Raw genomic sequence first — 25,610 nt, 5'->3', positions numbered from 1 at the left:
CGATGGCGGCGCGCTCCGCGTCGTTCAGAGCCGTCATACCGGGTTACCCTACAGTAATCTTAAGAGCTCTTTAAGTGCCGAAGCCCGCCACGGCCCCGATCACGATGATCGCGGGGGGCCGAATTCCGTCGGCGCGGATGTACTCGGCCGCCTCGGCGAGCGTCGTCCGCAACGTTCGCTGCTGGGCCGTCGTTCCGTGCTGCACGACCAGGACGGGCGTTTGCGCAGGTCGGCCACCCTCCAGCAGCACCTTCGCAAAGAGCTCGATGCGCTCGACCGCCATCAGCAACACGATCGTGCCGGACAGCGCCGCCAGTGCATCCCAATTGACTAACGATTCGGGGTGCCCTGGCGCAACGTGGCCGCTGACCACCACGAACTCGTGCGTGATGCCCCGATGGGTCACCGGAACGCCCGCCGCCGCAGGAACCGCTATGGCACTGGTCACACCGGGCACCACGGTCACCGGGATCCCGGCGTCGGCGCACGCGAGCAGTTCTTCGTGTCCGCGCGCGAACACGTAGGGATCACCGCCCTTGAGCCGCACGACGAACTTGCCCGCCGAGGCGCGCTCGACGAGCACCGCGTTGATCGCATCCTGGGCCATCGCTCGGCCGTACGGGATCTTCGACGCGTCGATCACCTCGACGTGGGGCGCCAGTTCGGCGAGGAGTTCCTGCGGTGCCAGCCGATCGGCGACGACGACGTCGGCCTGGGCGAGGAGCCGACGCCCGCGAACGGTGATGAGCTCGGGGTCTCCCGGTCCTCCCCCGACGAGCGCCACGCCGGTGAGCTGCGCGCCCGGGGCGTCGGCGACGATCACGCCCTGCTGCATGGCCTCGTGGATCGCCGACCGGATGGCCGCCGACCGTCGGTGCTCGCCGCCGGCCAGCACGCCGACGCTGAGGCCGTCGTACTCGAACGACGCCGGCGTGACCGCCGTGCCGTCGCGTGCGACGTCGGCGCGCACGCAGAAGATCCTGGTCCGGTCGGCCTCGGCGACGACGGCTGCGTTGACGGCGGGGTCGTCGGTGGCCGCGATCGCGTACCAGGCGCCGTCGAGATCGCCGTCGCGGTAGTCGCGGAGCTCGAGGGCGATGCCGTCGAGCGCTTCGACGGCGGGCGTGGCCGCCCTGGCGATGACGTGGACGTCGGCGCCATTGGCGAGCAGCAGGGGGATCCGGCGCTGCGCGACGCTGCCGCCCCCGACGACCACGACCTTCCTGCCGTCCAGCCGCAAGCCGACGAGATACGCGTTCTCGAGAGTCATCTCGTCTCGGGTGGGCGCCACCCGGCGAGCTTAGACGGAGCGGTCGAGCTCGGTTCCGCCCGTCGTGCCACCGCCGCGGCGACGAAGCGCGTCGCCGCCGACGGGTGTGCCGCGGCGTGCGCGTGGAGGTAGGCGGCATGCACCCCGCCGCTGATCGCACCATCGGTGACCGCCGCCCCGGCCCCGTTGCGGAAACCCCAGGCGGATTCGGGCGCACCGACGAAAGTCACTGCGGTGCGGTGGAATTCATGCCCGGCGACACGCGCTCCCGCGGGATGCACCGCAGAGTCGGCGAGGGCGACGGCGTCGCGGTAGCCCAACGTCAGACGTTCGGTGAAGTGCGCGCTGCCGGGCAGCACGCCGCACATGGGGTGGCCGTCGAGGTCGTCCATCAGATAGGTCAACCCGGCGCACTCGGCGTGTACCGGGGCGCCCCGATCGGCCAGGTCCCCGATCTGCCGCCGCACGACCTCGTTGGCCGACAGCTCGACGGTGAACTGTTCGGGGAAGCCACCGGGGATCACCAGCGCGTCCGTCCCGTCGGGCAGCGTGCCCGTCAGCGGATCGAAGGCGACGACCTCGGCGCCCGCCGCGGCCAGCAATTCGGCGTGTTCGGGGTAGCCGAAGGTGAAGGCCCGGCCCGCGGCCAGCGCCACCGTCGCGCCGCCGGCCACGGGCTCGGCGACCTGCGGCGTCCAGGCGGGCACCTCGACCCGGGACGCGGCCAGGGCCGCGACGGCGGCGACGTCGACGTGGCGGGCGACCAGTGCGGCCATCGCCGTCACCGCCTCGACGGCGCGCTGTCCGTGTTCGACGGCCGTGACCAGCCCGAGGTGGCGCGAGGGCACCGACAGTTCGTCGGCCCGTGGGATGGCCCCGAGCACGGTCATCCCGACCTGCTCGCACGCCTGTCGCAGCACCTGCTCGTGCCGCGTCGAGCCGACCCGGTTGAGGATGACCCCCGAGACGCGCAGCGACTGATCGAAGGTCGAAAACCCGTGCAGCAGAGCGCCGATGCTCTGACTTTGGCCGCGGGCGTCGACGACGAGGACGACGGGCATGCCGAGCAGACCGGCCACGTGGGCGGTGGACCCGCGGGCGGGGCCGTTGAACTGCGGGTCGATGCGGCCGTCGAAGAGCCCCATCACGCCCTCGACGACCGCGAGGTCGGCGGCCGCACTGCCGTGCCGGTAGAGCGGACCGATCAGGTCGTCGCCGACGAGGACGGGATCGAGGTTGCGCCCCGGTGACCCGGCGGCGAGCGCGTGGTACCCGGGGTCGATGAAGTCGGGGCCCACCTTGAACGGCGCGACGACGTGGCCGGCCTGGCGCAGCGCACCCATCAGGCCGGTGGCGACGGTGGTCTTCCCGCTGCCCGACGACGGCGCCGCGATGACGACCCCGGGGGTGCTCACCATTCGATGCCGCGCTGGCCCTTGCGGCCGGCGTCCATGGGGTGCTTGACCTTGGTCATCTCGGTCACCAGGTCGGCGGCGTCGAGCAGACGCGCCGGTGCGTCCCGGCCGGTGATGACGACGTGCTGGGTCCCCGGCCGCTGCACCAGGGCGGTGACGACGTCCTCGACGTCGACCCACCCCCACTTCAACGGGTAGGTGAATTCGTCCAAGACGTAGAAGTCATGGCGCTGTTCGGCCAAGCGGCGAGCGATCTCGGCCCATCCGTCGGCGGCGTCGGCCGCGTGGTCGACTTCGGAGCCCGCCTTGCGCGACCACGACCAGCCCGAGCCCATCTTGTGCCACTCCACGGGACCGCCGACACCGTGCTCGTCGTGCATGCGGCCCAGTTCGCGAAAGGCGGCCTCCTCGCCCACCTTCCACTTCGCGCTCTTCACGAACTGAAACACCGCCACGTCGAAACCCTGGTTCCAGGCCCGCAACGCCATGCCGAACGCGGCGGTCGACTTGCCCTTGCCCGGTCCGGTGTGCACCGCGAGTACGGGTGCATTGCGGCGCGCGCGCGTCGTGAGACCGTCGGCGGGGACGGTGACCGGCTGACCCCGTGGCATCGCGCGTCAGCCCGCGCCGTACGGCCCGCTGCGGCGCACCATCGGAATGTGCGGGATGCCGTCGTCGAGGAATTCGTCACCGTCGCGGACGAACCCGTGCTTGGCGTACATCTCCTCCAGATACGTCTGGGCGTTGATCCGACACGGATCGTCGCCGACGTCGGCGAGCGCGGCCTGCATCAGACGATTGGTGTGCCCGTGCCCGCGCTCGGTGCGCTTCGTACACACCCGTCCGATGCGAAAGACCTTCTCCCCGCCCGGATGTTCCTCCATGAGGCGCAGCGTCGACACGACCCGGCCGTCGGCGTCCTCGAGCCAGAAGTGGCGCGTCTCGGCGAGCAGATCGCGCCCGTCGAGTTCCGGGTACGGCGTGGCCTGCTCGACGACGAAGACCTCGACCCGCAGCTTCAACAACTCATACAGCGTCGCAGCGTCGAGATCCTTGGCCCAACTGCGGTGCGGTGTGATCGTCACGCTGGCACCGTCATACGGGGACCGCGGGCACGTCGGTGGCCTTCTCGTCGAGCTTGAGCACCCGCGTGCCCCAGTTCCACACCTCTTCGAAGAGCTTGGGCTCCCCGGACAGCGGCGTCCCGAACGACGGCACCATCTCCTTGAGCTTTGGCTGCCAGGACGGAAAGCGTTCGGGGAAGCACCGTTCCAGGACGTCGAGCATCGCGGGCACGGCCGTCGACGCGCCGGGCGACGCGCCGAGCAGACCGGCGATGGTGCCGTCGGCGGCCGCGAGCACGGTGGTGCCGAACTCCAGCACGCCACCCATGCCCTTCTTGCGGATGACCTGAACCCGCTGTCCGGCGATGTCGAGCTCCCAATCGGAATCGACTGCGCTGGGGGCGAATTCACGCAGGGCGTCGACCCGGTCGGACTCACTGAGCCGCAGCTGACCCACCAGATACTTGACCAGTCCCAGCTCGGTGACGCCGACGCCGAGCATTGAGCCGAGGTTGTTGGGCTTGACCGACAGCGGGAGGTCGGTGACCTTGCCCTGCTTCAGGAACTTCGGCGACCAGCCGGCGAACGGGCCGAACAGCAGGTACGAACGGCCGTTGATCACGCGAGTGTCCAAGTGCGGCACCGACATCGGCGGTGCGCCGAGGGGCGGTGCGCCGTATACCTTGGCCTGATGTCCGGCGGCGAGCTCGTGGTTCGCACTGCGCAGCCACTGGCCGCCCACCGGGAAGCCACCGAAGCCCTTCGCCTCGGCGATGCCGGACTTCTGCAGCAGCGGCAGTGCGCCGCCGCCCGCGCCGACGAAGACGAACTTGGCGTTCAGCTTTCGCTTCTGCCGCGTGCGGCGATTGATGACGTTCAGGGTCCAGCTGCCGTCGGAGTCCTTGCTGAGGTCGCGGACCTCGTGACCGAACAGCGTGGTCATGCCGCGCTCCACGGCGAACGCCATGAGCTGACGGGTCAGGGACCCGAAGTTCACGTCGGTGCCGTCCTGGGTCCAGTTCAGCGCGACGGGTTCGGCGAAGTTGCGCTTGGCCGACATGAACGGCAGCCGCCGGGCGAACTCGTCCTCGTCGTCGATGTACTCCATCGACGCGAACAGCGGGTTCTGCACCAGTGTGTCGCGACGGCGCTTGAGGTAGTCGAGCTTGCCCGCCCCGTGCACGAAGCTGACGTGCGGGATGGGGTTGAGGAAGCTGCGGACGTCGGGCAGCACGCCGTTCTCGACGGCGTGGGCCCAGAACTGCCGCGACACCTGGAACTGCTCGTTGACGTGGACGGCCTTGGTGATGTCGATCGTGCCGTCGGCGCGCTGCGGGGTGTAGTTCAATTCGCACAGGGCCGAGTGGCCCGTGCCTGCGTTGTTCCACGGGTCGCTGCTCTCCGCGGCGGCTCCGTCGAGACGCTCGACCAGGGTGATGGACCAGTCGGGCTCCATCAGCTTGATCAGAGTGGCCAGTGTTGCGCTCATGATGCCGGCGCCCACCAACACGACGTCGGTCTTGGCTACCTCAGACACGTGTTCCTTGACCTCCATGGTCGTGCCTGCTCGTGCAGGCGTGCAGTGTCTCCAGGTTATCCCTTGGGATCTGCCGTGAATCCGTCGGCCGACATCATCACCTCGTGCCACCGCTCACACCCGGTCGCCGCATACAGTGGGCCCGTGACGCCGGAGGATCCCGACCGGGAGCCCACGTGGGAGCCCGACGTGCTGCCCGGCTACTGGCAGCAAACCCTTCCGATGGGCGCGGACCCCGACGGCGAAGGCCAACTGGTGGCAACCCTGGTGCGGCGCGGGGACGCTGCGTCGCACCGGCACGCGGTCCTGGCTCTGCACGGTTACACCGACTACTTCTTCAACACCGAGCTGGCCGACCACTTCGCCGAGCACGGCTTCGCCTTCTACGCGCTGGACCTGCACAAGTGCGGCCGATCGCGGCGGGAAGGCCAGACCCCACACTTCACGACGGACCTGACCCGCTACGACGCGGAGCTCGACCGCGCCCTCGACGTCATCGCCGCGGACGCCGAGGACGCAGAGGCCGAATCGGTGCGGGTCTGCATCTATGGCCATTCCGCCGGCGGCCTCGTCGCGACGCTGTGGCTCGATCGGCTGCGGCGGCGCGGTGCCGCGGGCCGGATCAGCGGTCTGGTGCTCAACAGCCCGTTCTTCGATCTGCACGGCCCGGCCGTGTTGCGCAGCGCGCCGACGTCGGTGGCGCTGGTCGCGCTGGCCCGGTGGCGCAAACTGCAGGTGATTCGCAAGCCCACGCCCGGCGGCTACGGCACCACCCTGCACCGCGACTACGCCGGGGAGTTCGACTACGACCTGGACATGAAGCCGCTCGGCGGGTTCCCCATCACGTTCGGCTGGATCAACGCGATCCGCCGGGGCCAGGCCCGCCTGCACCGCGGCCTGGACGTGGGCGTGCCCAACCTGATCCTGCGCTCGGATCGCAGCGTTCTCGCGACCGCCGATCCCGACGCGATCCAACGCGGTGACGCCGTCCTCGACGTCCGACAGATCGCGCGCTGGGCGGGATGCGTAGGCAATGCTCAGACGATCGTGCCGATCGTCGATGCCAAGCACGACGTCTTCCTGTCCCTCGCCGAACCCCGCGCTGCGGCCTACCGTGCGCTGGGGCGTTGGCTCGATCACCTCGTGGGCTCTGAATCCCGGAGCACGACAACCCAATTCGAACGGGGCTAGCGGCGTGGAACACTTCGATCTGGCGATCATCGGCACCGGCTCGGGCAACAGCATCCCGGACACGTCCGTCGACGCCAGGTACGGCGACATGCGGATCGCCATCTGCGAGCAGGGCACCTTCGGCGGCACGTGCCTCAACGTCGGCTGCATTCCGACCAAGATGTTCGTCTACGCCGCCGAGGTCGCCGAGGTCATCCGCGAGAGTTCGCGGTACGGAATCGATTCGACGCTGGACAAGGTGCGCTGGCCCGACGTCGTCGACCGCGTCTTCGCCAAGAGGATCGACCCCATCGCCCTCGGCGGTGAGGCCTACAAGCGCAGCCTGCCCAACATCCGGGTGTACGCCAGCCACACCAGGTTCGGGCCCACCCAGCCCGACGGGCGCTACACGCTGCGCACCGCCGAAGGCGACGAATTCACCGCCGACAAGGTGGTGATCGCCGCGGGCTCGCGGATCAAGGTTCCGCCGGCGATCCTCGACTGCGGCGTGCACTACGAGACCAGCGACACCATCATGCGGATTCCCGAGTTGCCCGAGCACCTGGTGATCGTCGGCGGTGGCTTCGTGGCGGCCGAATTCGCGCACGTCTTCTCGGCGCTCGGCGTGCGGGTGACGATCGTCGTTCGCGGCTACGGTTTGCTCACCCACTGCGACGAGTCGATCTGCTACCCGTTCACCGACATCGCCGCCGGGAAGTGGGATCTGCGCACGCGCGAGAACGTGGTGGCCGCCCACCACGACGGCGACCAGATCGTGCTCGAACTCGACGACGGCAAGACGCTCACCGCGGACATGCTGTTGGTGGCGACCGGCCGCGTGCCAAACGGCGACCTGCTCGATGCCGAGCTGGCCGGCGTCGAGGTGCGCGACGGGCTCGTCGTGGTCGACGAATACCAACGCACCACGGCGCGAGGCGTATTCGCCCTCGGCGACGTGTCGTCGGCCTACCAGCTCAAGCACGTCGCCAACTACGAGATGCGCGTGGTGCGCCACAATCTGCTGCTCGACTGGGACGACACCGCGTCGATGCGGGCCTCGGATCACCGGTTCGTCCCGTCGGCGGTGTTCACCGATCCGCAGATCGCCATGGTGGGCATGACCGAGGAGGAGGCCAGGAACGCCGGCTTCGACGTCGTCACCAAGGTGCAGAAGTACGGTGACACCGCGTTCGGGTGGGCGATGGAAGACCACACCGGGATCGCCAAGCTGATCGGCGACCGCGCGACCGGCAAGATCCTCGGCGCCCATCTGATGGGCCCGCAGGCGTCGTCGATCATCCAACCCATCATCCAGGCGATGAGCTTCGGTCAGACCGCCGAAGAGGTTGCACGCGGCCAGTATTGGATCCACCCGGCACTCCCCGAGGTCATCGAGAACGCGCTGCTCGGGTTGGTGTAGCGCCGGGGCGTGCAACCGGCGTCGTCGAGTCGATGCCGACGAATCATCAGTGGAGACAGTCTGATTCGACTGCTTGGTGTTCATCCGACGAAGGGCGTCACGTCGGAGCGACGTCCATGATCGAAGATCTCACCATGTTCTGTCTCGACGTGACGAATCCTGGCGACGAGCCCGATCGCACCAGCGTGGCGAAGCTCTCCCGCCGGACCGCTGACGCGCTCGACGACCTCGGCGAGGTCTACGTGTACGACCTGCTGCTTCAGGATGCGTGGACACCACACGGCCCACTGCCGTCGATCGCGGTGTTCTACAGCCGCCACAAGCTTCCCCTCCGAGAGCACGTCGTGCGACTGCACGATGAGATCCTCTGCACCGGCGACGAGGACAAGGTCGTTGGGGAGCACTCCTACGTCGTCGATGAGGAGGAGCGCGCCGAGCTCGCGCGTGACACCGGGCCGTCGATCTGCCTGAACAACTCGTACTACGAGACCGACATCGACAGCGTGCCGAAGCTTCTCCGAATCATGGCCGACTTCGTCACCCTGCTGGGCGACGTTCATGTCGACGACATCATGTTGGAGATCGACGAGCACTTCAGGGCGAGCGTCCCGCACCTCACCATTCGCTACCACCGACCGGATCCCATCGGGGGGCCGCCTCGAGTGGTGAACGATTGGGAATCACCCGATGCCGGGCGCCGAGAACGGACAGTTCACCATCTCGCCATCAAGGATGCGAAGGAGCAGCCTGGTCATCTGAGCAGGCCGAGGCTTCTGCGCGAAGTCGCCGACGCCATCGACGAGCTCGGGGACGTCGACGTCTACGGCCTCTTCCTCCACGAGGAACACACGGACTGCACGTGGATTCCGGAGCACGTGTCGTTCGTCAACCTCTATTACGGCGGACCAGCAGCACATGGTGGCGATCGCGGAGAAGAATCCTTCGATGACGTGCTGTCACGGCTCAGCGCGAAACACGGATACGTCGGCGACGCGATCGAGCCACACACGTTCACGGGCCACGAGTATCCGTCGTTCCGTCTGCACAATCCCCCGGCTGAGCCCGTTTTCGGTAGTGTCCCCACGCTGCTCCGGCGCACTGCCGACGTCGTCGACGCCATGAAGGACGTGGACATCGACGAATTGGTGCTGCACACCGAGGTGACTGCGGTCGGGCGGGTACCGATGGTCGCCGTCTACTGCAGCCGCCCTACCCGAGTGGACAAGGACAACCGAAAGGAATGGGTCCTCATTGCGCGGGACGCGAAGCGACGCGCGAAGAAGATGAAGAAGAGGCGCCAGCGCACCAAGAAGCAGGAACGCCGGACGAATTCCGGTTGAGCCGAACCGCATGCCGGCGCACGCTCAGCCGTGCGCCGCACCGATCCAGTGCAGCAGGTCGTGGACGATCTCGTCCTCCAGCCGGTAGGCCACCGACCGTCCGACCCGGGTGCTGCTCACCCACCCCTGCTGCCTGAGCACGCGAAGGGCTTGGGACACGGAGTTCTCCGACCGGCCCACCGCGGCGGCGAGGTCGCTGACGAAGATGCCCGGCGTGCGGTGCAGGCTGAGCAGGATCTCGAGCCGGTGGGGATCCGACAGCAGGTCGAAGCGCTGCGTCCAGCCGTTGATGTCGACGTCGGCAAGCGCGGACGACGCGTGTCGTACGTGCGCCTCGCCGCCGGGCTCCATGAGTGCAATTTAGTCCACGGAATCGCCCGTGACACTCGTTCCTCAGCCCGGCGCGCCCACCACGCTCGGCACCTGACGGTGCGCGGCAACGGTGAACGCGTGTTCGGTGAAGCGGCCCCGCCCCGTCGTGACCAGGTCCGCCAGCATCTCGCCCCACACCGGTGAGAACTTGAACCCGTTGCCGCTCAACGCCGTCGCCACGACGATCGCGCCGTCGGCGACGGTGTCGATGATCGGCATCTTGTTGGCGGCCAACGACTCACCGTGCACCGACCACCGCGAGGCGTCGGGCATCAGGTCGGGGATCATCTTCTGCATCTGCACCCCGGCCCAGCGCAACTGCTCCCTCGTCAGCGTGGTGCTGCGCTCGTCCCAGTCCTCGACCACCGAGAACCCCAGGTTGGGGGTGGCCTTGACGCTGTACCCGTCCAGCGTCGGGATGCCGAAGGCGTGCACGCCGTCGAGATCGCGCATGAACCCGGGGAATCGATCGGGTGTGAACATCTCGATGTGCCGCGGCATGAACCAGATCAGGTTGTAGGAGACCACCTTCACGATGTCCGCCAACTCGGGCAGCAGCCGCGTCGTCCACGGACCGGCACTCACGACGACGCGATCGGCCATCACGTCCCCGCGTGAGGTGACGATGCGGACGCCGTTCGTACCGGGTTCCAGCGCCACGACGGTGGTGTCGTACCACGCGTGCGCGCCGTGGGCGAGCGCCTGGTCGCTGGCGGCCGCGACGGCGAGTTCGGACCGCACCAACCCACCCTGTGTGTCGAAGACTCCGACGTCGTCGTCCTCGACGTGGAACTGGGGGTAGCGGACGCGCAGCTCGGCGGGGTCGAGGATCTCGTGCGGCAGGTCGTACTGCTGGATCGACCGCAGCGTCGACTCGATGTCTGGATGGCCCCGGGGCCCCAGGCTCAGCGCTCCGACCGGCATCAGCGGGTGCTGCCCGTAGGCCGTCCCCAACTCCTGCCAGAGTTCTCGCGACCGCATCAGGGCCGGGGTGAACAGCTGGCCTTCCTTGGCCGCGACGCGGAACAGTCGCGACTCACCGGCGTAGGCGCCGTAGGTGTGCACCCGCCCGAATTGTTCGAGACCCAGAACGTCGACACCGCGTATGGCCAACTGCCACAACGCCATCGAGCCCATCGACCCCAGTCCGACGACGACGACGTCGCGGTGCTCGACGTCGGTCATGCCATCACCGGCCTCTCCCACAGATTGAGCGTCGTGCCGATCCCCTTGGCAATGGCGTTGCGGTACAACGTGGTGCCCCATGCGACGTCTTCCACCGGCATGCCACCGATGGACATCAGCACGATCTCGTCCTGGCTGCGGCGCCCCTGAACCGCGCCGGTGACGATCGCGCCGAGGTCGATGAGGTCGTCGCGACTCATCGTGCCGTCGTGGATCATGTCCATGAACTTGCAGCCGATCAGTGACACGTGATGGTGGGCCGGATACCCCACCTCGGCCGCCCAGGCCTCGTACATCCTGGTGTTGTCGGCGACCTTGCGCACGTCGGAGGCCTCCATTCCGGCATCGATGTTGCCGATCGAGGGCATGCTGACGAACGCACCGGGCTTGACCCAGTCTCGCTCCAACGTCGGATACGTCGAGGGGTCACCGCTGGCGCCGGTCGTGCAGAACGTCACGATGTCACTGTCGCGCACGGCCGCCTCGGCCGAGTCGACCTCGATCACGCTGGTGATCTGCGGGCACTCGTCGGCTACCCAGGCGGTGAACGTCTCGATGCTCCTGCGGTCGCGACCGACGAACTTCACGGTGTCGATCTTCGGGCAGGCCGTCATGAAGGCAGCCAGGGAACTGCGGCCGATGACACCCGGCCCGAGGATGCCGACCACCCGCGAATCCGGTTGCGCCAGATGGCGTGCGCCGACCCCGGGGACGGCACCGGTGCGGTATGCCGACAGCAGGTTGGCCGACATCAACGCGAGCGGCGCACCCGTGTCGGTATCGCTCAGCATGAACATCAGGATCGACCGGGGCAGTCCCTTGGCCTGGTTGGCGAGGTTCGAGCCGTACCACTTCACCCCCGTCGTGCCGAAGTCTCCGCCCAAATAGGCGGGCATGGCCATGAAGCGACGGTCGGCGCCGCTGCGGGGCATCGTCGGAAAGGGCGAGTCGGCGGGGAACTTGATGCCGGCACCATGAGAGTCGTTGTTGGGCCCGGACATTCGGTAGTCGCCGCGGTGCAGCAGCGCGAACGTCTGCTCCATCGCGTCGACGCAGGCGGACATGTCGGTGACGCCGGCGGCGACCATGTCGGGCTCGGAGAGGTAGAGGAAGTCGATGGCGGTGTCGAACGACTCGGTCTCGAACAACGAAGTATCTTTCTGACAGGCTTCTGCGCGGTGGACGGCGCCAACGTTACGTTTGTAATGTTTCGCGCGTGCGCTCGCCGTGTTTCCAACGACGGCACGCATGTGGTCGTTGAGTTAACGGGTTGAGGGGGCAGGCCGCATGACCGCCGCGGAGGACGCCAGGCCCGGCTACGGCAGGGGCCGCGACGCGCTCATCGCCGCCACGATTCGCATCGTCGCGGTGCGCGGCTTCCGCAAACTGACCTATCGCGCCGTCGCACAGGAGGCCGGAGTCACGCACGGCACGGTGCAACATCACTTCGCCAACCTCGACGAACTACTCGAAGCGGCCCTCGAGCACTGCGTGAAGGTGAGCCTCGACGGCTCGTCGCAGCCGCCCGAGAGCGACCGCATCGACGACTACGTCGCCACCCTCGGGCAGTCGGTTCGCCGCACGCTCGACGAGCAGGTCTTCCAATACGAGTTGGTCCTGGAGTCGCGTCGGCGACCCGACCTGCGACCACACATCGATCGCTACTACGAGAACTACCGCGCCGCGACGCGGGCCTCGCTCCAGCGCATGGGCCTGCCGCATGACATCCACACCGTCGACGTCATCTTCTCGGCGCTGGACGGCCTGGTCTTCCGCGCCGTGGCGCTCGGTGGGATCGACCTCGACAACCTCGACGATCAACTCGACCGGCTGCGAGACATCCTGCGTGCGTTAGCTGTCGAGAAACCCGTGCAGTAGCGAGGCCGATCCCCACACGTGCGCCGTCATCGTCTCCGCCGCCCCGTCGGCGTCACCGGCCAGGATCGCCATGACGATGGCGTCGTGCTGTTCGTCGGAGTGCACGATGTTGCGCGCGAGTAGCGGGATGTGGTCGAGCAACTCGTTGAGCCGCATGCGGTTCTCTGCCACCAGCGGCACCAGCGACGGCACCCCCGCGGCCTCGGCGATGGCGAGGTGCAGTCGGGAATCCAGGCGCCGATAGTCCTCGAGGGCGGCTCCCCTGACGTCCCGCAACCTGCTCCACAGCGTTTCCCGTTCGGCGGCGGTCAGCGTCCGACCCGCCGCCATCCGGGCCGCACCGACCTCGAGCACCTCCCGCAGTCGCAGCGTGTCGTCGATGTCGGCCCTGCTGAACCGCACCCCGTCGCCGCTCGGCGCCGGCAGGTCGTCGGCGAGGAACGTGCCGCCGTAGCGACCACGCCGCGACACCAGGTACCCCGCCTCCGACAGCGACTTGATGGCCTCGCGGACGGTGTCGCGGCTGACGCCGAGCCGAGTCGCCAGTTCGCGCTCCGGCGGTAGGGATTCACCGGGGGCGAGCACGCCGAGCCGAATCGTCTCCAGCAGCCGGCCGACCGTGTCCTCGAAGGCATTGCCGAGCCGAACCGGGCGCAGCAGCGTCTCGCGGGCTGGCTGCGGATCCGGTTCGACTGTCATGGGCGTGGGTCGCTTACAGCGGTGTCACGTAGTGGCCGGTGATGCCGCCGTCGACCAGGAAGGTCGACCCGGTGATGAACGACGCGTCGTCACTGGCGAGGAACGTCACCGCGGCCGCGAGCTCGTCGGGCTCGGCGAAGCGGCCCATCGGGACGTGGACCAGGCGGCGCGCGGCGCGCTCGGGATCCTTGGCGAACAGCTCCTGCAGCAGCGGGGTGTTGACCGGTCCTGGGCACAGCGCATTCACCCGAATTCCCTGGCGGGCGTACTGGATGCCCAGTTCGCGCGACATGGCGAGCACGCCACCCTTCGACGCGGTGTAGGAGATCTGCGACGTCGCCGATCCGTTGACCGCCACGAACGACGCGGTGTTGACGATCGACCCCTTCTGCGCGGGCACCATGTGACGCAGTGCGGCCTTGCAGCAGAAGAAGACCGACTTGAGGTTGATGTCCTGCACCCGGTCCCACGCGTCGATGCCGGTGACCTCGATCAGATCGTCATCCGGCGGGCTGATGCCCGCGTTGTTGAAGGCGATGTCGACGCCGCCGTGGAGTTCGACCGCGGTGTCGAACAACCGATCCACCGCCACCTGGTCCGACACGTCGACCTGGACGAAGGTGACGTTCAGGTCGTCGGCCACCGTCTTGCCGGTCGCCGGGTCGATGTCACCGATCACGACGATGGCGCCCTCGTTCCGCATGCGCTTGACCGTCGCGAGGCCGATGCCGCTCGCGCCGCCGGTGATGACCGCGACCTTGTCCTTCAGCCGCTGGGTCAAATCCATTTATGGTTCTCCGATCTTGAAGAAGACGTTCTTGGTTTCCGTGAAGTGCAGCGGCGCGTCGGGGCCGAGTTCGCGGCCCAGACCCGATTGCTTGAAGCCGCCGAACGGCGTGTTGTAGCGGACCGAGGAATGCGAATTGACCGACAGATTGCCCGATTCCACGGCCCGGGACACCCGCAGCGCCCGCGACAGGTTGTCCGTCCAGATCGACCCGGACAGACCATAGGGACTGTCGTTGGCCAGTTCGATGGCGTCGGCCTCGTCTTCGAAGGGCAGCACCGTCACGACGGGCCCGAAGATCTCCTCGGTCGCCGCCCGGTCCTTCCGCTGCGGAGTGAGAACCGTTGGGGGAAACCAGTATCCGGGTCCGTCCGGAGCGGTGCCACGGAAGGCCACCGGCGCATCGTCGGGCACGTAGGACGCGACGGTGTCGAAGTGTGGCTTGGACACCAGCGGCCCCATCTCGCTGTCCCGCGACGCGGGGTCACCGACGACGACGCCCCGCACAGCGGGCTCGAGAAGCTCCATGAACTTGTCGTAGACGTTGCGCTGCACCAGGATTCGGCTGCGGGCACAGCAGTCCTGGCCGGCGTTGTCGAAGACCCCGTACGGTGCGGTCGCGGCGGCCTGCTCCAGATCGCAATCGTCGAAGACGATGTTGGCGCTCTTGCCGCCCAGTTCCAGGGTGACGCGCTTGACCTGTTGCGCGGCCCCGGCCATCACCTTGATGCCCACCTTGGTGGAGCCGGTGAACACGATCTTACGCACGCCCGGGTGGGTGACGAACCGCTCCCCCACCACCGAACCTTGACCGGGCAGGACCTGGAACAGACCGTCCGGCAGACCGGCCTCGCGGCCGAGTTCGGCCAACCGCATGGTGGTCAGCGGCGTGATCTCGGCCGGCTTGACCAGGACGGCGTTACCGGCGGCGAGCGCGGGCACGAAGCCCCACGACGCGATCGTCATGGGGAAGTTCCACGGCGCGATGACCCCGACGACGCCGAGGGGCTCGTTGAACGTGACGTCGAAACCGCCGGCGACGGGAATCTGCTTGCCGGACATGCGTTCCGGGCTGGCGGAGTAGAACTGCAGGACGTCGCGCACGTGCCCGGCCTCCCACTCGGCGTTGCCGATCACGTGGCCGGAGTTGGCGACCTCCAGTGCAGCGAGTTCGTCGACGTGGGCGTCGACCACCGCGGCGAACGACCGCAGCGCCGCGGCGCGGTCGGCCGGCGCCAGCTTGGCCCACTGCTTCTGCGCGGTCGCCGCACGCGCGACGGCGTCGTCCACCGCGGGCACGTCGAGCATCTCGACGGTGCGCAGCACCTCCTCGGTGGCGGGATTGATCAGGGTACTGCTGGTCATCGGATCCTCTCGGTGGCGAAATCGGCGGCCGCGTGCACGACCCCGGCGAACAGACGCAAATCGTCGAGCCGTTCCTCGGGATGCCACTGGACGGCGACCACGAACTCCGCCCCTGCGGTCTCCCCCGTCGCTACGCTCGCCCCGGGAGCCAGTTCGACGGCCTCGATCACGCCATCGGGGTCCCAGGCCGACGCGATCAGCCCGGTCCCCAGCTCGGCGATGGCCTGGTGGTGATAGCACTGCGCGTCGGTCGACTCGCCGATGAGGGCGGCCACCCGGGTGCCGGGCACGGTCGTGATGGAGGAGGTGTTGAACACGGCGTTGCCGAGCTGATGCTGGTAGTGGCCGACGACGTCGGGCAGGTGCTGGTGCAGCGTGCCACCGAGCGCGACGTTGAGCACCTGGGCACCGCGGCAGATGCCCAGCAGTGGCATCCCACGCGACAGCGCGCCACGCACCAGGGCGAACTCCCACGCATCGCGGTCCCTGGCCGGTTCGTCGGTCTTCTGGTGTGGCACTTGGCCGTAACTCGCGGGATCCACGTCGCGCCCCCCGGTGACGACGAGGCCGTCCAGGCCGTCGAGCACGCGCCCGACGATCGCGTCGTCGACCGGTTGCGGCGGGAGCAGCGTCGCGATGCCGCCCGCCCGAGTGACGCCCTCGAGGTACACCGCGGGCAGGAACGACGCGCGGACGTCCCACACGCCGGTCTGCGCCCGTTGCAGGTACGTCGTCAGCCCAACCACCGGCCGAACAGACGCAAAGGTGTCCGACACGCCGTGGTCGACGGCATTTTCGCGTCTGCTCGCGGGGGAAACCGCGGGGATGTCAGAGCCGCTCAAAACCGCGCCTCCGCTCCCAGTCGGTGACCGCGGAGTTGAACGCCTTCAACTCGACGCGGGCGTTGTTCAGATAGTGTTCGACGACCTCGTCGCCGAACGCCTCCCGAGCCACCGACGACGCCTCGAACAGTGCGGCCGCTTCGGCCAGCGTCGTCGGAAGTCGTTCGGCGCCACTGGTATACGCGTTTCCGGTCGTGGGCTCGCCGAGCTCGAGACCCTGATCGATCCCGTGCAGTCCACCGGCGATGAGCGCCGCCACCGCGAGATACTGGTTGACGTCACCGCCGGGCGCGCGACACTCCATCCGCATGCCGTGCCCGTGACCCACCACGCGCAGGGCGCAGGTGCGGTTGTCGATGCCCCACGCCACCGCCGTCGGCGCGAAGCTGCCGTCGACGAAACGCTTGTAGGAGTTGACGTTCGGTGCGTAGAAGAGCGTCAGCTCGCGCAGCGTCGCCAGCTGACCGGCGACGAAACTGCGGAACATCGGCGACATCCCGAGCGGGCCGTCGTCGTCGGCGAACACGGCCGAGCCGTCCTCACCGCGGAACGACAGATGGATGTGGCAGCTGTTGCCCTCGCGTTCGTCGAACTTGGCCATGAACGTCAGGCTCTGGCCGTGCTGATCGGCGATCTCCTTGGCACCGTTCTTGTAGACGGTGTGGTTGTCGCAGGTGACCAGGGCGTCGTCGTAGCGGAACCCGATCTCCTGCTGCCCCAGGTTGCATTCGCCCTTGACGCCCTCGCAATACAGTCCGGCGCCCTCCATGCCGCGCCGGATGTCGCGCAGCAACGGCTCCATCCTGGTCGACGCCAGCATGGCGTAGTCGATGTTGTAGTCGGTGGCCGGCGTCAGCGCGTGGTAGTTCTTCGACCAGGCGTCCCGGTAGGAGTCGTCGAACACCATGAACTCGAGTTCGGTGGCCGCCACCGCGACCATGCCGCGCTGGGCCAGCCGGTCGAGCTGCGCGCGCAGGATGCTGCGCGGCGCGGGTACGACGGGACTGCCGTCGTGCCATCCGAGGTCGGCCATCACCAGCGCGGTCGCGGGCAGCCACGGAATCCTGCGCAGGGTGGAGAAGTCCGGCGTCATGACCATGTCGCCGTAGCCAGCCTCCCAGCTCGACATCGCGTAGCCGTCGACGGTGTTCATGTCGACGTCGACGGCGAGCAGGTAGTTGCAGCATTCGGCGCCGTTGGCGATCACGTCGTCGACGAACAACCGCGCCGAGATCCGTTTGCCGGTGAGCCGGCCCTGCATGTCGGTGAAGCCGACGATGACGGTGTCGACCTCGTCGTCGGCCACCAGCTTCTGCAGCTCGGTGAGCTCGAGCATGCCGGGTCGTGCGGTTCCCTTGGTCACGTGCACTGCCTCTCGAAGCGGGCCAACATGGGTCAAAGTCAACCATTGGATCGTCGTCAGCGGCCAATACCCGCGCCGATTTACACGAACGTCACTACCAAAGGTAGGACACCAGTCCATTGCCACTCTATTGTTCCGTCTCAGTGCGCGCCTCACGAGCGCGGCCCCGAGAAGGAGAACCACCGTGCCAGAGGGTCACGACGAACTGTCCGACGACGAACGACACCTTGCATCACTCGGTTACGCCCAGGAGCTGAACCGGTCCTGGTCGGGCTTCAGCAACTTCGCCATCTCGTTTTCGATCATCTCGATCCTGGCGGGCTGCTTCACGTCGTTCGGCCTCGGCTGGAACAACGGCGGCCCCGCCGCGATCGCCTGGGGCTGGCCCATCATCTCGGTCTTCATCCTCGTCATCGGCCTCTCCATGTCGGAGCTGGTGTCGGCCTTCCCGACCTCCGGTGGCATCTACTGGTGGGCCAGCAAGCTGGGCGGCGCCAAGGCCGGCTACTACACCGGGTGGCTCAACCTGATCGGGCTGATCGCGATCCTGGCCTCGGTGGCCTACGGCGCAGCCACGTTCCTCGACCTGACGCTGGGCACGTTCAGCGAGAGTTGGCTCGCCGGGTACAGCCTGACGAGGACGTTCATCATCTTCATCGTCATCCTGGTGCTGTCGGCGATCATCAACATCTTCTCGTCGCACCTGCTGGCCGTCATCAACAACGTCTCGGTGTGGTGGCACGTCGCGGGTGCCGCGGCCGTGATCCTGATCCTGATCCTCGTGCCCGAGCACCACGCCAGCCTCGGCGACGTGTTCGCCAAGACCGTCAACAACACCGGGTTCTTCGGAGGATCCACCTCCGGAGTGGGCTGGCTGTTCTTCGTGCTGCCGATCTCGGCGATCCTCACCCAGTACACGATCACCGGTTACGACGCCTCGGCACACCTCTCCGAGGAGACCAAGAGCGCGGCCGACGGTGCGGCCAAGGGCATTTGGCGGTCCATCCTCTACTCCGCCATCGGTGGCTGGATCCTGCTGCTGACGTTCCTGTTCGCCGTGCAGGACTCCGACAAGGTGACCGCCGGTGGTGGCGCCGTCTCGGTGATCTTCGCCCAGGCGATGGACTCGAAGTGGGTGGGCATCGTGCTGCTGATCTCGACGGCGGGCCAGCTGTTCTGCACGACGGCCTGCCAGACCAGTAGCTCGCGCATGCTGTTCGCGTTCAGCCGCGACCGCGCCGTCCCCGGCCACCAGCTGTGGTCGAAGGTGAGCAAGAACAAGATCCCGACCAACGGCGTCATCGTCACCGCCGTGATCGCCGCGCTCATCACCCTGCCCGCCCTCGTCCAGGTGGACATCAACGGCGCCCCGGTTCCCGTCGCGTTCTTCGCGGTCGTCTCCATCGGCGTCGTCGGGCTGTACCTGTGCTTCGCCGTGCCCATCTACTACCGGTGGAAGGCGGGCGACTCGTTCCCCGTCGGCAAGTGGAACCTGCGCGGTCACCACCGGTGGATGGCGCCGGTCGCCTTGGTCGAGATCGTCGTGACCTCGATCATCGCGCTGTTCCCGACGTCGAACCTCGGTGTGCCGTGGGATCCCGGCTTCGAGTGGAAGTACGTGAACTACACACCGATCCTCGTCGGCGTCGTGCTGATCCTGCTCTACGTCTACTGGCACGCGTCGGTCAAGAAGTGGTTCACCGGTCCGATCAAGCAGGTCGAGGCGGCCGAGCTGACCTGATCGGATCGCCCTCAGTCCCCCGGGCCCCTCGTGCCGTACGGCCGAGGGGCTCGGTGCCGTCCGGGGTCACCAGGTGCTGGTGCGAAGCACGATCTCGGCGGCCAGTTGCGCCGTGGACTCCTGCGCGGTGCGCCTGCCCAGCAACTCGACGACCCGGTAGTCGCCGTAGACGTAGCGCTGGCTGGCCCGGGCGACGTTGCGCGCGGCGGGCGAACTGACCAGTGCGGTCGTGTTGACCTCGACGGGCGGGCAGCCCTCGTCGCGGACGACGCCGGCCTGGTCGGGTACGCGCGGGTGGCCGCGGTCGACGACGACCAGACCGATGAACCGGTCGAGTCGGGTGGCGGCCAGCTCCCAGGCCAGTTCACCACCGACGCGATCGCCCACCAGTAGCGCCCACCGCACCCCGACCGAGTCCAGGATCCCGACGACGGCCTTCGGCGTCAGCCGCGGATCGGGAGCGATGACGACGGTCCGCAGCGACGCGGTGTGCAGGCGTTGGCAGACGGCGTCGTAGGCCGAGGGGCTCTGATGGGCGGCCCCGATCAGGACGACGACCGACCCCTTCTCGGGGCCGGACACCTCGACGGTGGCCGGGAATCCGTCGACGGTCAGCACGGTCGAGGGCATTGCGTCACGCTACAGCGATTACCGGTCCGCGGTGCCGCTTTGGGCGGGCTCGCCGGTGCTCCTTCAGCCCCTGCGCAGCCGATCGGCCTGTTTGGCGATGACGTCCAGAAACGTCTGTGGCAGCGAGCCTTTGGCGGGGATGTCCGGATTCGGGGTCGGGAACGCCATGCCGAACATCGCCGAGTCGCCGACGTTCTCGAACGCTAGGTAGACGCTGCTGTCGCGGCCCTGCAGCCGCAGGGTCTGGCGGTACGTCAGTGCTCCCGGGCGCGGTGGCGGCAGCTTGGTCGTGGTGACCGGGATCGCCGGGGAGGACCGGTCGAAGAACGTCTCGTAGCGCGCGCATCGCGTGGCGGTGGCGTCCAGCTGATCCAGGTCGAGGGTCGAGGTCAGCACCGTCATGACGATCCTGGCTCCGTCGTAGGCCACGGAGTACTTCGCGGCGCTGCCGGGGCCCCGCTCGGCGGAGGCCGCGATCACCCGGGTCAGCCCGTCCGAACAACCCGCCGGCTCGGAGATCATCGCGGGCGGGCCGTCACCGCTCCCCTCGCCACCGGGCGGCTCGACGATCTTGTCGAATTGAACGCCCCTGGGGAAGTCGGCGGCGGTCAGCAGGCCGGCGTTCAAGCGCGCGCCCGGCCAGGTCGCGGTGCCCTTCACCGTGCAGCCGCTGAGCACGACCAGCGCGATCAACCCCGCGAACAGCCGCAAACACGTCCGACACGCCGTGGAATGGCGCGCATATGCGTCTGCTCGCGGGAGGGACGTCACCCTGGGAGCGTGAGGATCTCGGCCCCGTCGTCGGTGACGACGAGGGTGTGCTCGAATTGCGCGGTCCACTTCTTGTCGACGGTGGCGACCGTCCAGCCGTCGTCCCAGATCTCGTAGTCCAAGCCGCCGAGGTTGATCATGGGTTCGATGGTGAACGTCATGCCGGGTTCGATGACGGTGTCGACCGCGGGCTGATCGTAGTGCAGCACCACCAGACCGTTGTGGAACGTGGTGCCGATGCCGTGGCCGGTGAAGTCGCGAACGACGTTGTAGCCGAAGCGGTTTGCGTATGCCTCGATGACGCGTCCGACGACGGACAACTGCCGCCCCGGCTTGACGGCCTTGATCGCCCGCAGCGTCGCCTCCCTGGTGCGCTCGACCAGGAGGCGGTGCTCCTCGGAGACGTCGCCCGCCAGGAAGGTGGCGTTCGTGTCGCCGTGGACGCCGTCGAGGTAGGCCGTGACGTCGATGTTGACGATGTCACCGTCCTGCACCACGGTCGAGTCGGGGATGCCGTGGCAGATGACCTCGTTCAGCGACGTGCAGCAGGACTTCGGAAATCCCTTGTAGCCCAACGTCGACGGGTACGCGCCGTGGTCGACCATGTAGTCGTGCGCGATGCGGTCGAGCTCGTCGGTCGTGACACCGGGCGTCACCGCGCGGCCCGCCTCGGCGAGCGCGTTGGCGGCGATGCGGCTGGCCACCCGCATCCTGTCGATGACGTCGGGGGTCTGCACCCACGGTTCGGTGCCCTCGTGCACGACTGGCTGCCAGGCGTATTCGGGGCGCGGGATCGACTTGGGTACCGGCAGGGTCGGGGACAGCGTTCCGGGTCGAAGCGCGGTGCGAACGGACATCCTGCCAGCGTAACCGCTACCCCGCGCGCCGATCGAACGGCAAGAACACCGCTCTCGGTAAACGAGAGTGATGTTACCGTCGGGCGGTGATCGAACGCGAACACCTGCTGCACCGCCTGGGCATGCGCGACGTCGAGGAGTCCGCCGAACGCATGGTCATCGAGATGGACAACAGGCCCGATCTGGTCAACGTCCGGGGCGCGCTGCAGGGCGGGCTGGTGGCCACGTTGATCGACATCGCCGCCGGGCGCTTGGCGCGCAATGTCGTTGGGCCGCACCAGGATGTCACGACCGCGGACATGAACGTCCACTTCCTGGCGCCCATCGTGGAGGGGCCGGCCCGCGCCGAGGCCACCATCGTCCGGGCGGGCCGCCGCATCGTGGTGACGTCCGTCGACGTCGTCGACGTGGGTCGCGACCGGCTGGCGACGAGGGCGACGTTGAGCTTCGCCGTCCTGGACGCGCGCCTCTGAGCGCCGGGCCCGGGCGGCTAGCGACGGTTGAAGAACGACTTGCGCGGGCCGCGGATGTCGATGGACCCGCATACGCTGCGGCCGGTCAGGATGACGTGCGGTCGGCCCTCCGCCGGGGCGTCCTTGCGGTGATCGCGGGCGCTGCCGACCACCACCTCGACGTCGTCGATGGAGGCGCTGGCACCGTCGGGGAGCCGGATGTCGACCGACCCGAACTTCACGTCGAGCTCGATGACGACGATGGGGCCGGCGAACCGCGCTCTGGTGAGGTCCAGATCGATCGACCCCATCCGCCGCACCAGCGACAGCCGCGTCGGCACGATCCATTCGCCCTGACGCTTCAACGAACCGAGCACGCCGCGCAGCTCGACGCGGTCGGTCGCGGTCGTCACGATCGCGCCGGGGCCGGGCAGGTCACCGACCAATGCGGCCAACTCGGAGTGCAGGCGCGCCTGCGACACCGCCGCGGACCGCTCCTCGAATTCGTCGATGTCGATCAGGCCGAGCGCGACGGCGTTGTGCAGCCGTCGCAGCGTGCCGTTGCGGTCGGCGTCGGAGATGCGGAGCACCGCGGCGTCCGCGCCGGTGTCGGAACCGATTCCCGAGTTGGTCATGCTGCCCGTCCTTTCGGGGACCAGGCTACTCAGGACAGGTAGTCGGCGGGCAGCTCGCCGAGCATGTCCCGACACATCCGGACGGCGTACTCGGAGCTACCGCCGCCGACGATGAGCGCGGCGAACGCCAAGTCTCCGCGGTACCCGGCGAACCAGGCGTGCGACCCGCCGTCGTACTCGGCCTCCCCCGTCTTGCCGCGGACGTCTCCGCTCTTGTTGAGCTCCTTGGCCGTTCCGCTCTGGACGACCATCTGCATCATGGGCCGCAGGCCGTCGAGCATCTTGGACGTGATGGTCGGGGTGTCACCTGCCGCCACCTCGGTGTGGGTGCCCTCGATCAGCTGGGGCACGGGCGTCTTGCCCGCGGCGACGGTCGCGGCGGCCAGCGCCATCCCGAACGGGCTGACGAGCACCTTGCCCTGCCCGAAGCCGTCCTCGGTGCGCTCGGTGAGGTTGACCGTCGGGGGGACCGAGCCGGTCACCGTCGGGATGCCCTCCACGACGTAGTCGTTGCCGATGCCGTATTGCGCTGCGGCCGAGGTCAATCCGCGCGGCGGCATCCTACTGGCCAGCTCGGCGAAGGTGGTGTTGCAGGAATTCGCGAAGGCCCGCGACATGGGGACCGTGCCGAGGTCGAAACCGCCGTAGTTGGGGATCGTGCGCTGGCCAATGTCGATGTGCCCCGGGCAGCCGAGAAGTGTGTTGGGGGTGGCCATGTCGCGGTCGATGGCCGCGCCCGCGGTGATGATCTTGAACGTCGAGCCCGGGGGGTACAGACCCGTCGTGGCGGTGGGTCCGTCCGCGTCGGCGGCGGCGTTCTGCGCGACGGCGAGGATCTCGCCGGTCGACGGCTTGATGGCGACGATCATGGCCTTCTTGCCCACCATGTTCACCGCGTCCTGAGCGGCGTTCTGCACGGAGCGGTCGAGGCTGATCGTCACCGAAGGTGCTGGCGCGCCGGGGGTTTCGTGGAGGACGTCGACGTCGCCGCCGTTCTGGTTGACGCTCACGACGCGCCAGCCGGCCTGTCCGTCGAGCTCGTCGACGACGGCCTTCTTCACCTGGGCGATGATGTCGGGGGCGAAGTTGTCGTCGGTGGGTAGCAGTTCGGCCCGCGGGGTGATGACGAGACCGGGCAGTCCTCCGATCGCCGGCGCCACCGCGTCGCGATCGGACTGCCGGAGGGTGATCAGGTCCAGCGGCGTGGCCGACGAGCTCGCGGTCTCGGCGAGGCGTTGCGCGACCATCGTGGGATCGAACCGTCGCAGGGTGTCGGCGACGGTGGTGGCGGTCGCCATCAGGGCGCTGCCCGCGGCCTTCGCGTCGAGCGCGTAGTTGTACAGGTAGCCCGGACGGAGCACGTCGGTGCCGCCCAACTCGTTGACCGACGCCCGCGGTGGCGCGTCGGCCCGCAGCGCGAACGTCTGGTTCTCACCGAGGTTGGGATTCAATCCCGTTGCGCTCCAACGCACTTCCCAGCGTCCCTCGTTGCGGACCATGTTGAGTTGGCCGTCGTAGGTCCACAGGCGCTTCTTGGGCAGGTGCCAGGTGTAGCGGTAGGAGACGCTGCCGGTGTCCTCGGCGTACTTCGACCCGGTGATCTGCGCGTCGAGCCGGGTGGCCTGCAATCCGGCCCAGGCTTCGTTGAGCGCGGACCGCGCGGCCTCGGGGCGGTCGCTGAGGGCGGCCGCCGCGGTGGTGTCACCCTTGGCGAGCGCGGTGAAGAACGCCGTCGCGACCGGTTCGGGACCGTTGGGCTTGGGCGTGCAGGCAGTGAGGCCACCGATGGCGGCGACGACCGCGAGCACCGTCAGGAGCCCGGTGACGCGTGAGGCTGATGTGGTTCGTGTTGCCATTGGGGCTGATGTTAGAAGGCTCGGCCGCGATCGCGCCGTAGGCGCACCGAGATCGTTCCGTGATCAGTCGAGCAGCACGGTGGCGAAGGTGCCGACCTCGGTGAACCCGATGCGGGCGTAGGTCGCTCGCGCAATCGTGTTGTAGCCGTTGACGTAGAGGCTCGCGACGCGGCCGCTGCGGACCACGGCTCCGGCCAGCGCCGCCGTGCCCGCAGCCCCCAGTCCCCGGCCACGCCAGTCGGGATGCACCCACACGCCCTGGATCTGTCCGACCGACGGCGACTGCGAGCCGACCTCGGCCTTGAACACCACCTGACCGTGTTCGAAACGCGCCCACGCCCGACCCGCCGTGATGAGCCCGGCGACGCGGCGACGGTATCCCCGCCCGCCGTCTCCGAGTCGCGGATCGACGCCCACCTCGCCGATGAACATGTCGACCGCGGCCACCAGGTAGGCGTCGAGTTCCTCGATGCGCACGGGGCGCACCCGGGGATCGATCGCACACTGCGGTTCCGCGTCGAGCGCCATCAGCGGTTGGTGGTCGCGCACGTCGCGCGCGGGTCCCCACGCGCTCTCGAGCCGGTGCCACATCGGCATCACCAACTCGGCGCGACCGACCAGCGACGAGCACCGACGGGCGGTGCTCGTGGCCTTGTCCGCGAAGGCCACCAGGTCACCGATCTCGCCGCGAAGCGGGATCAGGTTCGCCCCGGCGAAGCACAGCGAGTCGGTCGGTCGGCGCCTGGTCCACATCTCGCCACCGATGGCCGTGGGGTCGACGCCGTGGTCGGCCACCCGGGAGGCGACCATGCAGGAGCCGATGGGGTCCTCGTCGAGGACCCGGCGCACCATGGCGGCATCGCGTACCACCGAGACGCGTCGCTCATCGGCGAGCCGAAACAGCGGAGGAGCGGACATGGGGTCCTTCTAGGTGCTGGCTGCGACCGGGGCCACGGGTGAC

At 68.3% G+C, this 25,610-nt stretch carries 25 protein-coding genes; 6 read left to right on the top strand and 19 right to left on the bottom strand.

Annotation, left to right across the window (positions count from 1 at the left end):
• Window positions 1–70: 70 nt before the first annotated feature.
• Genes cobA through mqo form a run of 5 tightly spaced genes read right to left on the bottom strand, consistent with a single transcriptional unit; the run spans window position 71 to window position 5,304 of the window.
• Window positions 71–1,270: a uroporphyrinogen-III C-methyltransferase gene (gene cobA / locus G6N60_RS11125; protein WP_163743792.1), complete on the bottom strand. Its 1,200-nt coding sequence runs from the start codon at window positions 1,268–1,270 to the stop codon at window positions 71–73.
• The gene (locus G6N60_RS11120; RefSeq protein ID WP_163736607.1) at window positions 1,267–2,688 is read right to left on the bottom strand and encodes a cobyrinic acid a,c-diamide synthase CobB; all 1,422 of its coding nucleotides are present in this window, start codon (window positions 2,686–2,688) and stop codon (window positions 1,267–1,269) included. The genes cobA and G6N60_RS11120 overlap by 4 nt, the downstream gene beginning before the upstream one ends.
• Entirely contained in the window at window positions 2,682–3,296 is a 615-nt protein-coding gene (gene cobO / locus G6N60_RS11115) for a cob(I)yrinic acid a,c-diamide adenosyltransferase (protein WP_163736603.1), read from the bottom strand. Before cobO ends, G6N60_RS11120 begins: the two co-directional genes overlap by 7 nt.
• A 6-nt stretch (window positions 3,297–3,302) precedes the next feature.
• Window positions 3,303–3,770, bottom strand: coding sequence for a GNAT family N-acetyltransferase (locus tag G6N60_RS11110; RefSeq protein WP_163736599.1), 468 nt, complete (start codon window positions 3,768–3,770; stop codon window positions 3,303–3,305).
• 10 nt (window positions 3,771–3,780) lie between these two features.
• Window positions 3,781–5,304 (bottom strand): malate dehydrogenase (quinone), encoded by a 1,524-nt coding sequence (mqo, locus tag G6N60_RS11105; RefSeq protein ID WP_163736597.1) that lies wholly within the window; start codon window positions 5,302–5,304, stop codon window positions 3,781–3,783.
• Between the two features lie 204 nt (window positions 5,305–5,508).
• On the opposite strand from mqo, the gene G6N60_RS11100 reads away from it, so the two are divergent.
• The 3 genes from G6N60_RS11100 to G6N60_RS11090 all read left to right on the top strand — a co-directional run bounded on the left by G6N60_RS11100 (window position 5,509) and on the right by G6N60_RS11090 (window position 9,216).
• Window positions 5,509–6,477, top strand: a complete 969-nt coding sequence (locus tag G6N60_RS11100; protein WP_163743790.1) for an alpha/beta hydrolase — start codon at window positions 5,509–5,511, stop codon at window positions 6,475–6,477.
• Window positions 6,478–6,481: 4 nt separating this feature from the next.
• Complete coding sequence (gene mtr, locus G6N60_RS11095; protein WP_163736594.1) at window positions 6,482–7,876, top strand: mycothione reductase; 1,395 nt, start codon at window positions 6,482–6,484, stop codon at window positions 7,874–7,876.
• Window positions 7,877–7,992: 116 nt separating this feature from the next.
• Window positions 7,993–9,216, top strand: a complete 1,224-nt coding sequence (locus tag G6N60_RS11090) for a hypothetical protein (RefSeq protein ID WP_163736590.1) — start codon at window positions 7,993–7,995, stop codon at window positions 9,214–9,216.
• A 24-nt stretch (window positions 9,217–9,240) separates the two neighbouring features.
• On the opposite strand, the gene G6N60_RS11085 is transcribed toward G6N60_RS11090, so the two are convergent.
• Genes G6N60_RS11085 through G6N60_RS11075 form a run of 3 tightly spaced genes read right to left on the bottom strand, consistent with a single transcriptional unit; the run spans window position 9,241 to window position 11,921 of the window.
• Window positions 9,241–9,567, bottom strand: a complete 327-nt coding sequence (locus G6N60_RS11085) for an ArsR/SmtB family transcription factor (RefSeq protein ID WP_163736586.1) — start codon at window positions 9,565–9,567, stop codon at window positions 9,241–9,243.
• A 42-nt stretch (window positions 9,568–9,609) separates the two neighbouring features.
• Entirely contained in the window at window positions 9,610–10,773 is a 1,164-nt protein-coding gene (solA, locus tag G6N60_RS11080; RefSeq protein ID WP_163736583.1) for an N-methyl-L-tryptophan oxidase, read from the bottom strand.
• On the bottom strand, window positions 10,770–11,921 hold the full coding sequence (locus G6N60_RS11075) for an ornithine cyclodeaminase family protein (protein WP_263992406.1): 1,152 nt from the start codon (window positions 11,919–11,921) through the stop codon (window positions 10,770–10,772). Before G6N60_RS11075 ends, solA begins: the two co-directional genes overlap by 4 nt.
• 139 nt (window positions 11,922–12,060) lie before the next feature.
• Between G6N60_RS11075 and G6N60_RS11070 the strand changes: the two genes are divergently transcribed.
• Window positions 12,061–12,651, top strand: coding sequence for a TetR/AcrR family transcriptional regulator (locus G6N60_RS11070; RefSeq protein ID WP_163736578.1), 591 nt, complete (start codon window positions 12,061–12,063; stop codon window positions 12,649–12,651).
• Here G6N60_RS11070 and G6N60_RS11065 read toward each other — a convergent pair.
• Genes G6N60_RS11065 through G6N60_RS11045 form a run of 5 tightly spaced genes read right to left on the bottom strand, consistent with a single transcriptional unit; the run spans window position 12,625 to window position 17,680 of the window.
• Window positions 12,625–13,350, bottom strand: coding sequence for a FadR/GntR family transcriptional regulator (locus tag G6N60_RS11065; RefSeq protein ID WP_163736575.1), 726 nt, complete (start codon window positions 13,348–13,350; stop codon window positions 12,625–12,627). The genes G6N60_RS11070 and G6N60_RS11065 overlap by 27 nt on opposite strands.
• A 13-nt stretch (window positions 13,351–13,363) precedes the next feature.
• On the bottom strand, window positions 13,364–14,137 hold the full coding sequence (locus G6N60_RS11060; RefSeq protein WP_163736572.1) for a 3-oxoacyl-ACP reductase: 774 nt from the start codon (window positions 14,135–14,137) through the stop codon (window positions 13,364–13,366).
• A complete protein-coding gene (locus tag G6N60_RS11055) occupies window positions 14,138–15,502 on the bottom strand; it encodes an aldehyde dehydrogenase family protein (protein ID WP_163736569.1) in 1,365 nt (454 codons plus the stop codon).
• Window positions 15,499–16,278, bottom strand: a complete 780-nt coding sequence (locus G6N60_RS11050) for a gamma-glutamyl-gamma-aminobutyrate hydrolase family protein (protein ID WP_163736566.1) — start codon at window positions 16,276–16,278, stop codon at window positions 15,499–15,501. Before G6N60_RS11050 ends, G6N60_RS11055 begins: the two co-directional genes overlap by 4 nt.
• 52 nt (window positions 16,279–16,330) lie before the next feature.
• Window positions 16,331–17,680, bottom strand: a complete 1,350-nt coding sequence (locus tag G6N60_RS11045; RefSeq protein WP_163743788.1) for a glutamine synthetase family protein — start codon at window positions 17,678–17,680, stop codon at window positions 16,331–16,333.
• Window positions 17,681–17,891: 211 nt separating this feature from the next.
• On the opposite strand from G6N60_RS11045, the gene G6N60_RS11040 reads away from it, so the two are divergent.
• A complete protein-coding gene (locus G6N60_RS11040; protein WP_163736564.1) occupies window positions 17,892–19,448 on the top strand; it encodes an amino acid permease in 1,557 nt (518 codons plus the stop codon).
• A 66-nt stretch (window positions 19,449–19,514) separates the two neighbouring features.
• Here G6N60_RS11040 and G6N60_RS11035 read toward each other — a convergent pair whose 3' ends face one another.
• The 3 genes from G6N60_RS11035 to map form a co-directional block, all read right to left on the bottom strand.
• Window positions 19,515–20,078, bottom strand: coding sequence for an alpha/beta fold hydrolase (locus tag G6N60_RS11035; RefSeq protein WP_163736560.1), 564 nt, complete (start codon window positions 20,076–20,078; stop codon window positions 19,515–19,517).
• A 63-nt stretch (window positions 20,079–20,141) separates the two neighbouring features.
• Window positions 20,142–20,789: a hypothetical protein gene (locus G6N60_RS11030; protein WP_163743786.1), complete on the bottom strand. Its 648-nt coding sequence runs from the start codon at window positions 20,787–20,789 to the stop codon at window positions 20,142–20,144.
• Between the two features lie 56 nt (window positions 20,790–20,845).
• The gene (map, locus tag G6N60_RS11025; RefSeq protein WP_163736555.1) at window positions 20,846–21,706 is read right to left on the bottom strand and encodes a type I methionyl aminopeptidase; all 861 of its coding nucleotides are present in this window, start codon (window positions 21,704–21,706) and stop codon (window positions 20,846–20,848) included.
• Between the two features lie 86 nt (window positions 21,707–21,792).
• Here map and G6N60_RS11020 point away from each other — a divergent pair, with 86 nt between their 5' ends.
• Complete coding sequence (locus tag G6N60_RS11020) at window positions 21,793–22,179, top strand: PaaI family thioesterase (RefSeq protein ID WP_163736552.1); 387 nt, start codon at window positions 21,793–21,795, stop codon at window positions 22,177–22,179.
• Window positions 22,180–22,196: 17 nt separating this feature from the next.
• Here the strand turns inward: G6N60_RS11020 and G6N60_RS11015 are convergent, their stop codons facing one another.
• From G6N60_RS11015 to G6N60_RS11005, 3 genes are all read right to left on the bottom strand, one after another.
• Window positions 22,197–22,793 (bottom strand): DUF1707 SHOCT-like domain-containing protein, encoded by a 597-nt coding sequence (locus G6N60_RS11015; protein ID WP_163736549.1) that lies wholly within the window; start codon window positions 22,791–22,793, stop codon window positions 22,197–22,199.
• A 29-nt stretch (window positions 22,794–22,822) separates the two neighbouring features.
• Entirely contained in the window at window positions 22,823–24,649 is a 1,827-nt protein-coding gene (locus tag G6N60_RS11010; protein WP_163736547.1) for a penicillin-binding transpeptidase domain-containing protein, read from the bottom strand.
• 63 nt (window positions 24,650–24,712) lie between these two features.
• Entirely contained in the window at window positions 24,713–25,567 is an 855-nt protein-coding gene (locus tag G6N60_RS11005; RefSeq protein ID WP_163736542.1) for a GNAT family N-acetyltransferase, read from the bottom strand.
• Between the last annotated feature and the right edge of the window lie 43 nt (window positions 25,568–25,610).

This window comes from Mycolicibacterium madagascariense (assembly GCF_010729665.1).
Classification (GTDB): Bacteria; Actinomycetota; Actinomycetes; order Mycobacteriales; family Mycobacteriaceae; genus Mycobacterium; species Mycobacterium madagascariense.
Note: the sequence above shows the minus strand (reverse complement) of the source record. Positions and strands in the feature narration are given on the sequence as shown.

Excerpts from the sequence above, each read along its gene's own strand:
- cobA (WP_163743792.1), bottom strand. The coding sequence starts at position 1,270 with ATGACTCTCGAGAACGCGTATCTCGTCGGCTTGCGGCTGGACGGCAGG.
- G6N60_RS11120 (WP_163736607.1), bottom strand. The coding sequence starts at position 2,688 with ATGGTGAGCACCCCCGGGGTCGTCATCGCGGCGCCGTCGTCGGGCAGC.
- cobO (WP_163736603.1), bottom strand. The coding sequence starts at position 3,296 with ATGCCACGGGGTCAGCCGGTCACCGTCCCCGCCGACGGTCTCACGACG.
- mqo (WP_163736597.1), bottom strand. The coding sequence starts at position 5,304 with ATGGAGGTCAAGGAACACGTGTCTGAGGTAGCCAAGACCGACGTCGTG.
- G6N60_RS11100 (WP_163743790.1), top strand. The coding sequence starts at position 5,509 with ATGGGCGCGGACCCCGACGGCGAAGGCCAACTGGTGGCAACCCTGGTG.
- G6N60_RS11090 (WP_163736590.1), top strand. The coding sequence starts at position 7,993 with ATGATCGAAGATCTCACCATGTTCTGTCTCGACGTGACGAATCCTGGC.
- G6N60_RS11085 (WP_163736586.1), bottom strand. The coding sequence starts at position 9,567 with ATGGAGCCCGGCGGCGAGGCGCACGTACGACACGCGTCGTCCGCGCTT.
- solA (WP_163736583.1), bottom strand. The coding sequence starts at position 10,773 with ATGACCGACGTCGAGCACCGCGACGTCGTCGTCGTCGGACTGGGGTCG.
- G6N60_RS11070 (WP_163736578.1), top strand. The coding sequence starts at position 12,061 with ATGACCGCCGCGGAGGACGCCAGGCCCGGCTACGGCAGGGGCCGCGAC.
- G6N60_RS11065 (WP_163736575.1), bottom strand. The coding sequence starts at position 13,350 with ATGACAGTCGAACCGGATCCGCAGCCAGCCCGCGAGACGCTGCTGCGC.
- G6N60_RS11060 (WP_163736572.1), bottom strand. The coding sequence starts at position 14,137 with ATGGATTTGACCCAGCGGCTGAAGGACAAGGTCGCGGTCATCACCGGC.
- G6N60_RS11055 (WP_163736569.1), bottom strand. The coding sequence starts at position 15,502 with ATGACCAGCAGTACCCTGATCAATCCCGCCACCGAGGAGGTGCTGCGC.
- G6N60_RS11045 (WP_163743788.1), bottom strand. The coding sequence starts at position 17,680 with ATGCTCGAGCTCACCGAGCTGCAGAAGCTGGTGGCCGACGACGAGGTC.
- G6N60_RS11035 (WP_163736560.1), bottom strand. The coding sequence starts at position 20,078 with ATGCCCTCGACCGTGCTGACCGTCGACGGATTCCCGGCCACCGTCGAG.
- map (WP_163736555.1), bottom strand. The coding sequence starts at position 21,706 with ATGTCCGTTCGCACCGCGCTTCGACCCGGAACGCTGTCCCCGACCCTG.
- G6N60_RS11015 (WP_163736549.1), bottom strand. The coding sequence starts at position 22,793 with ATGACCAACTCGGGAATCGGTTCCGACACCGGCGCGGACGCCGCGGTG.
- G6N60_RS11010 (WP_163736547.1), bottom strand. The coding sequence starts at position 24,649 with ATGGCAACACGAACCACATCAGCCTCACGCGTCACCGGGCTCCTGACG.
- G6N60_RS11005 (WP_163736542.1), bottom strand. The coding sequence starts at position 25,567 with ATGTCCGCTCCTCCGCTGTTTCGGCTCGCCGATGAGCGACGCGTCTCG.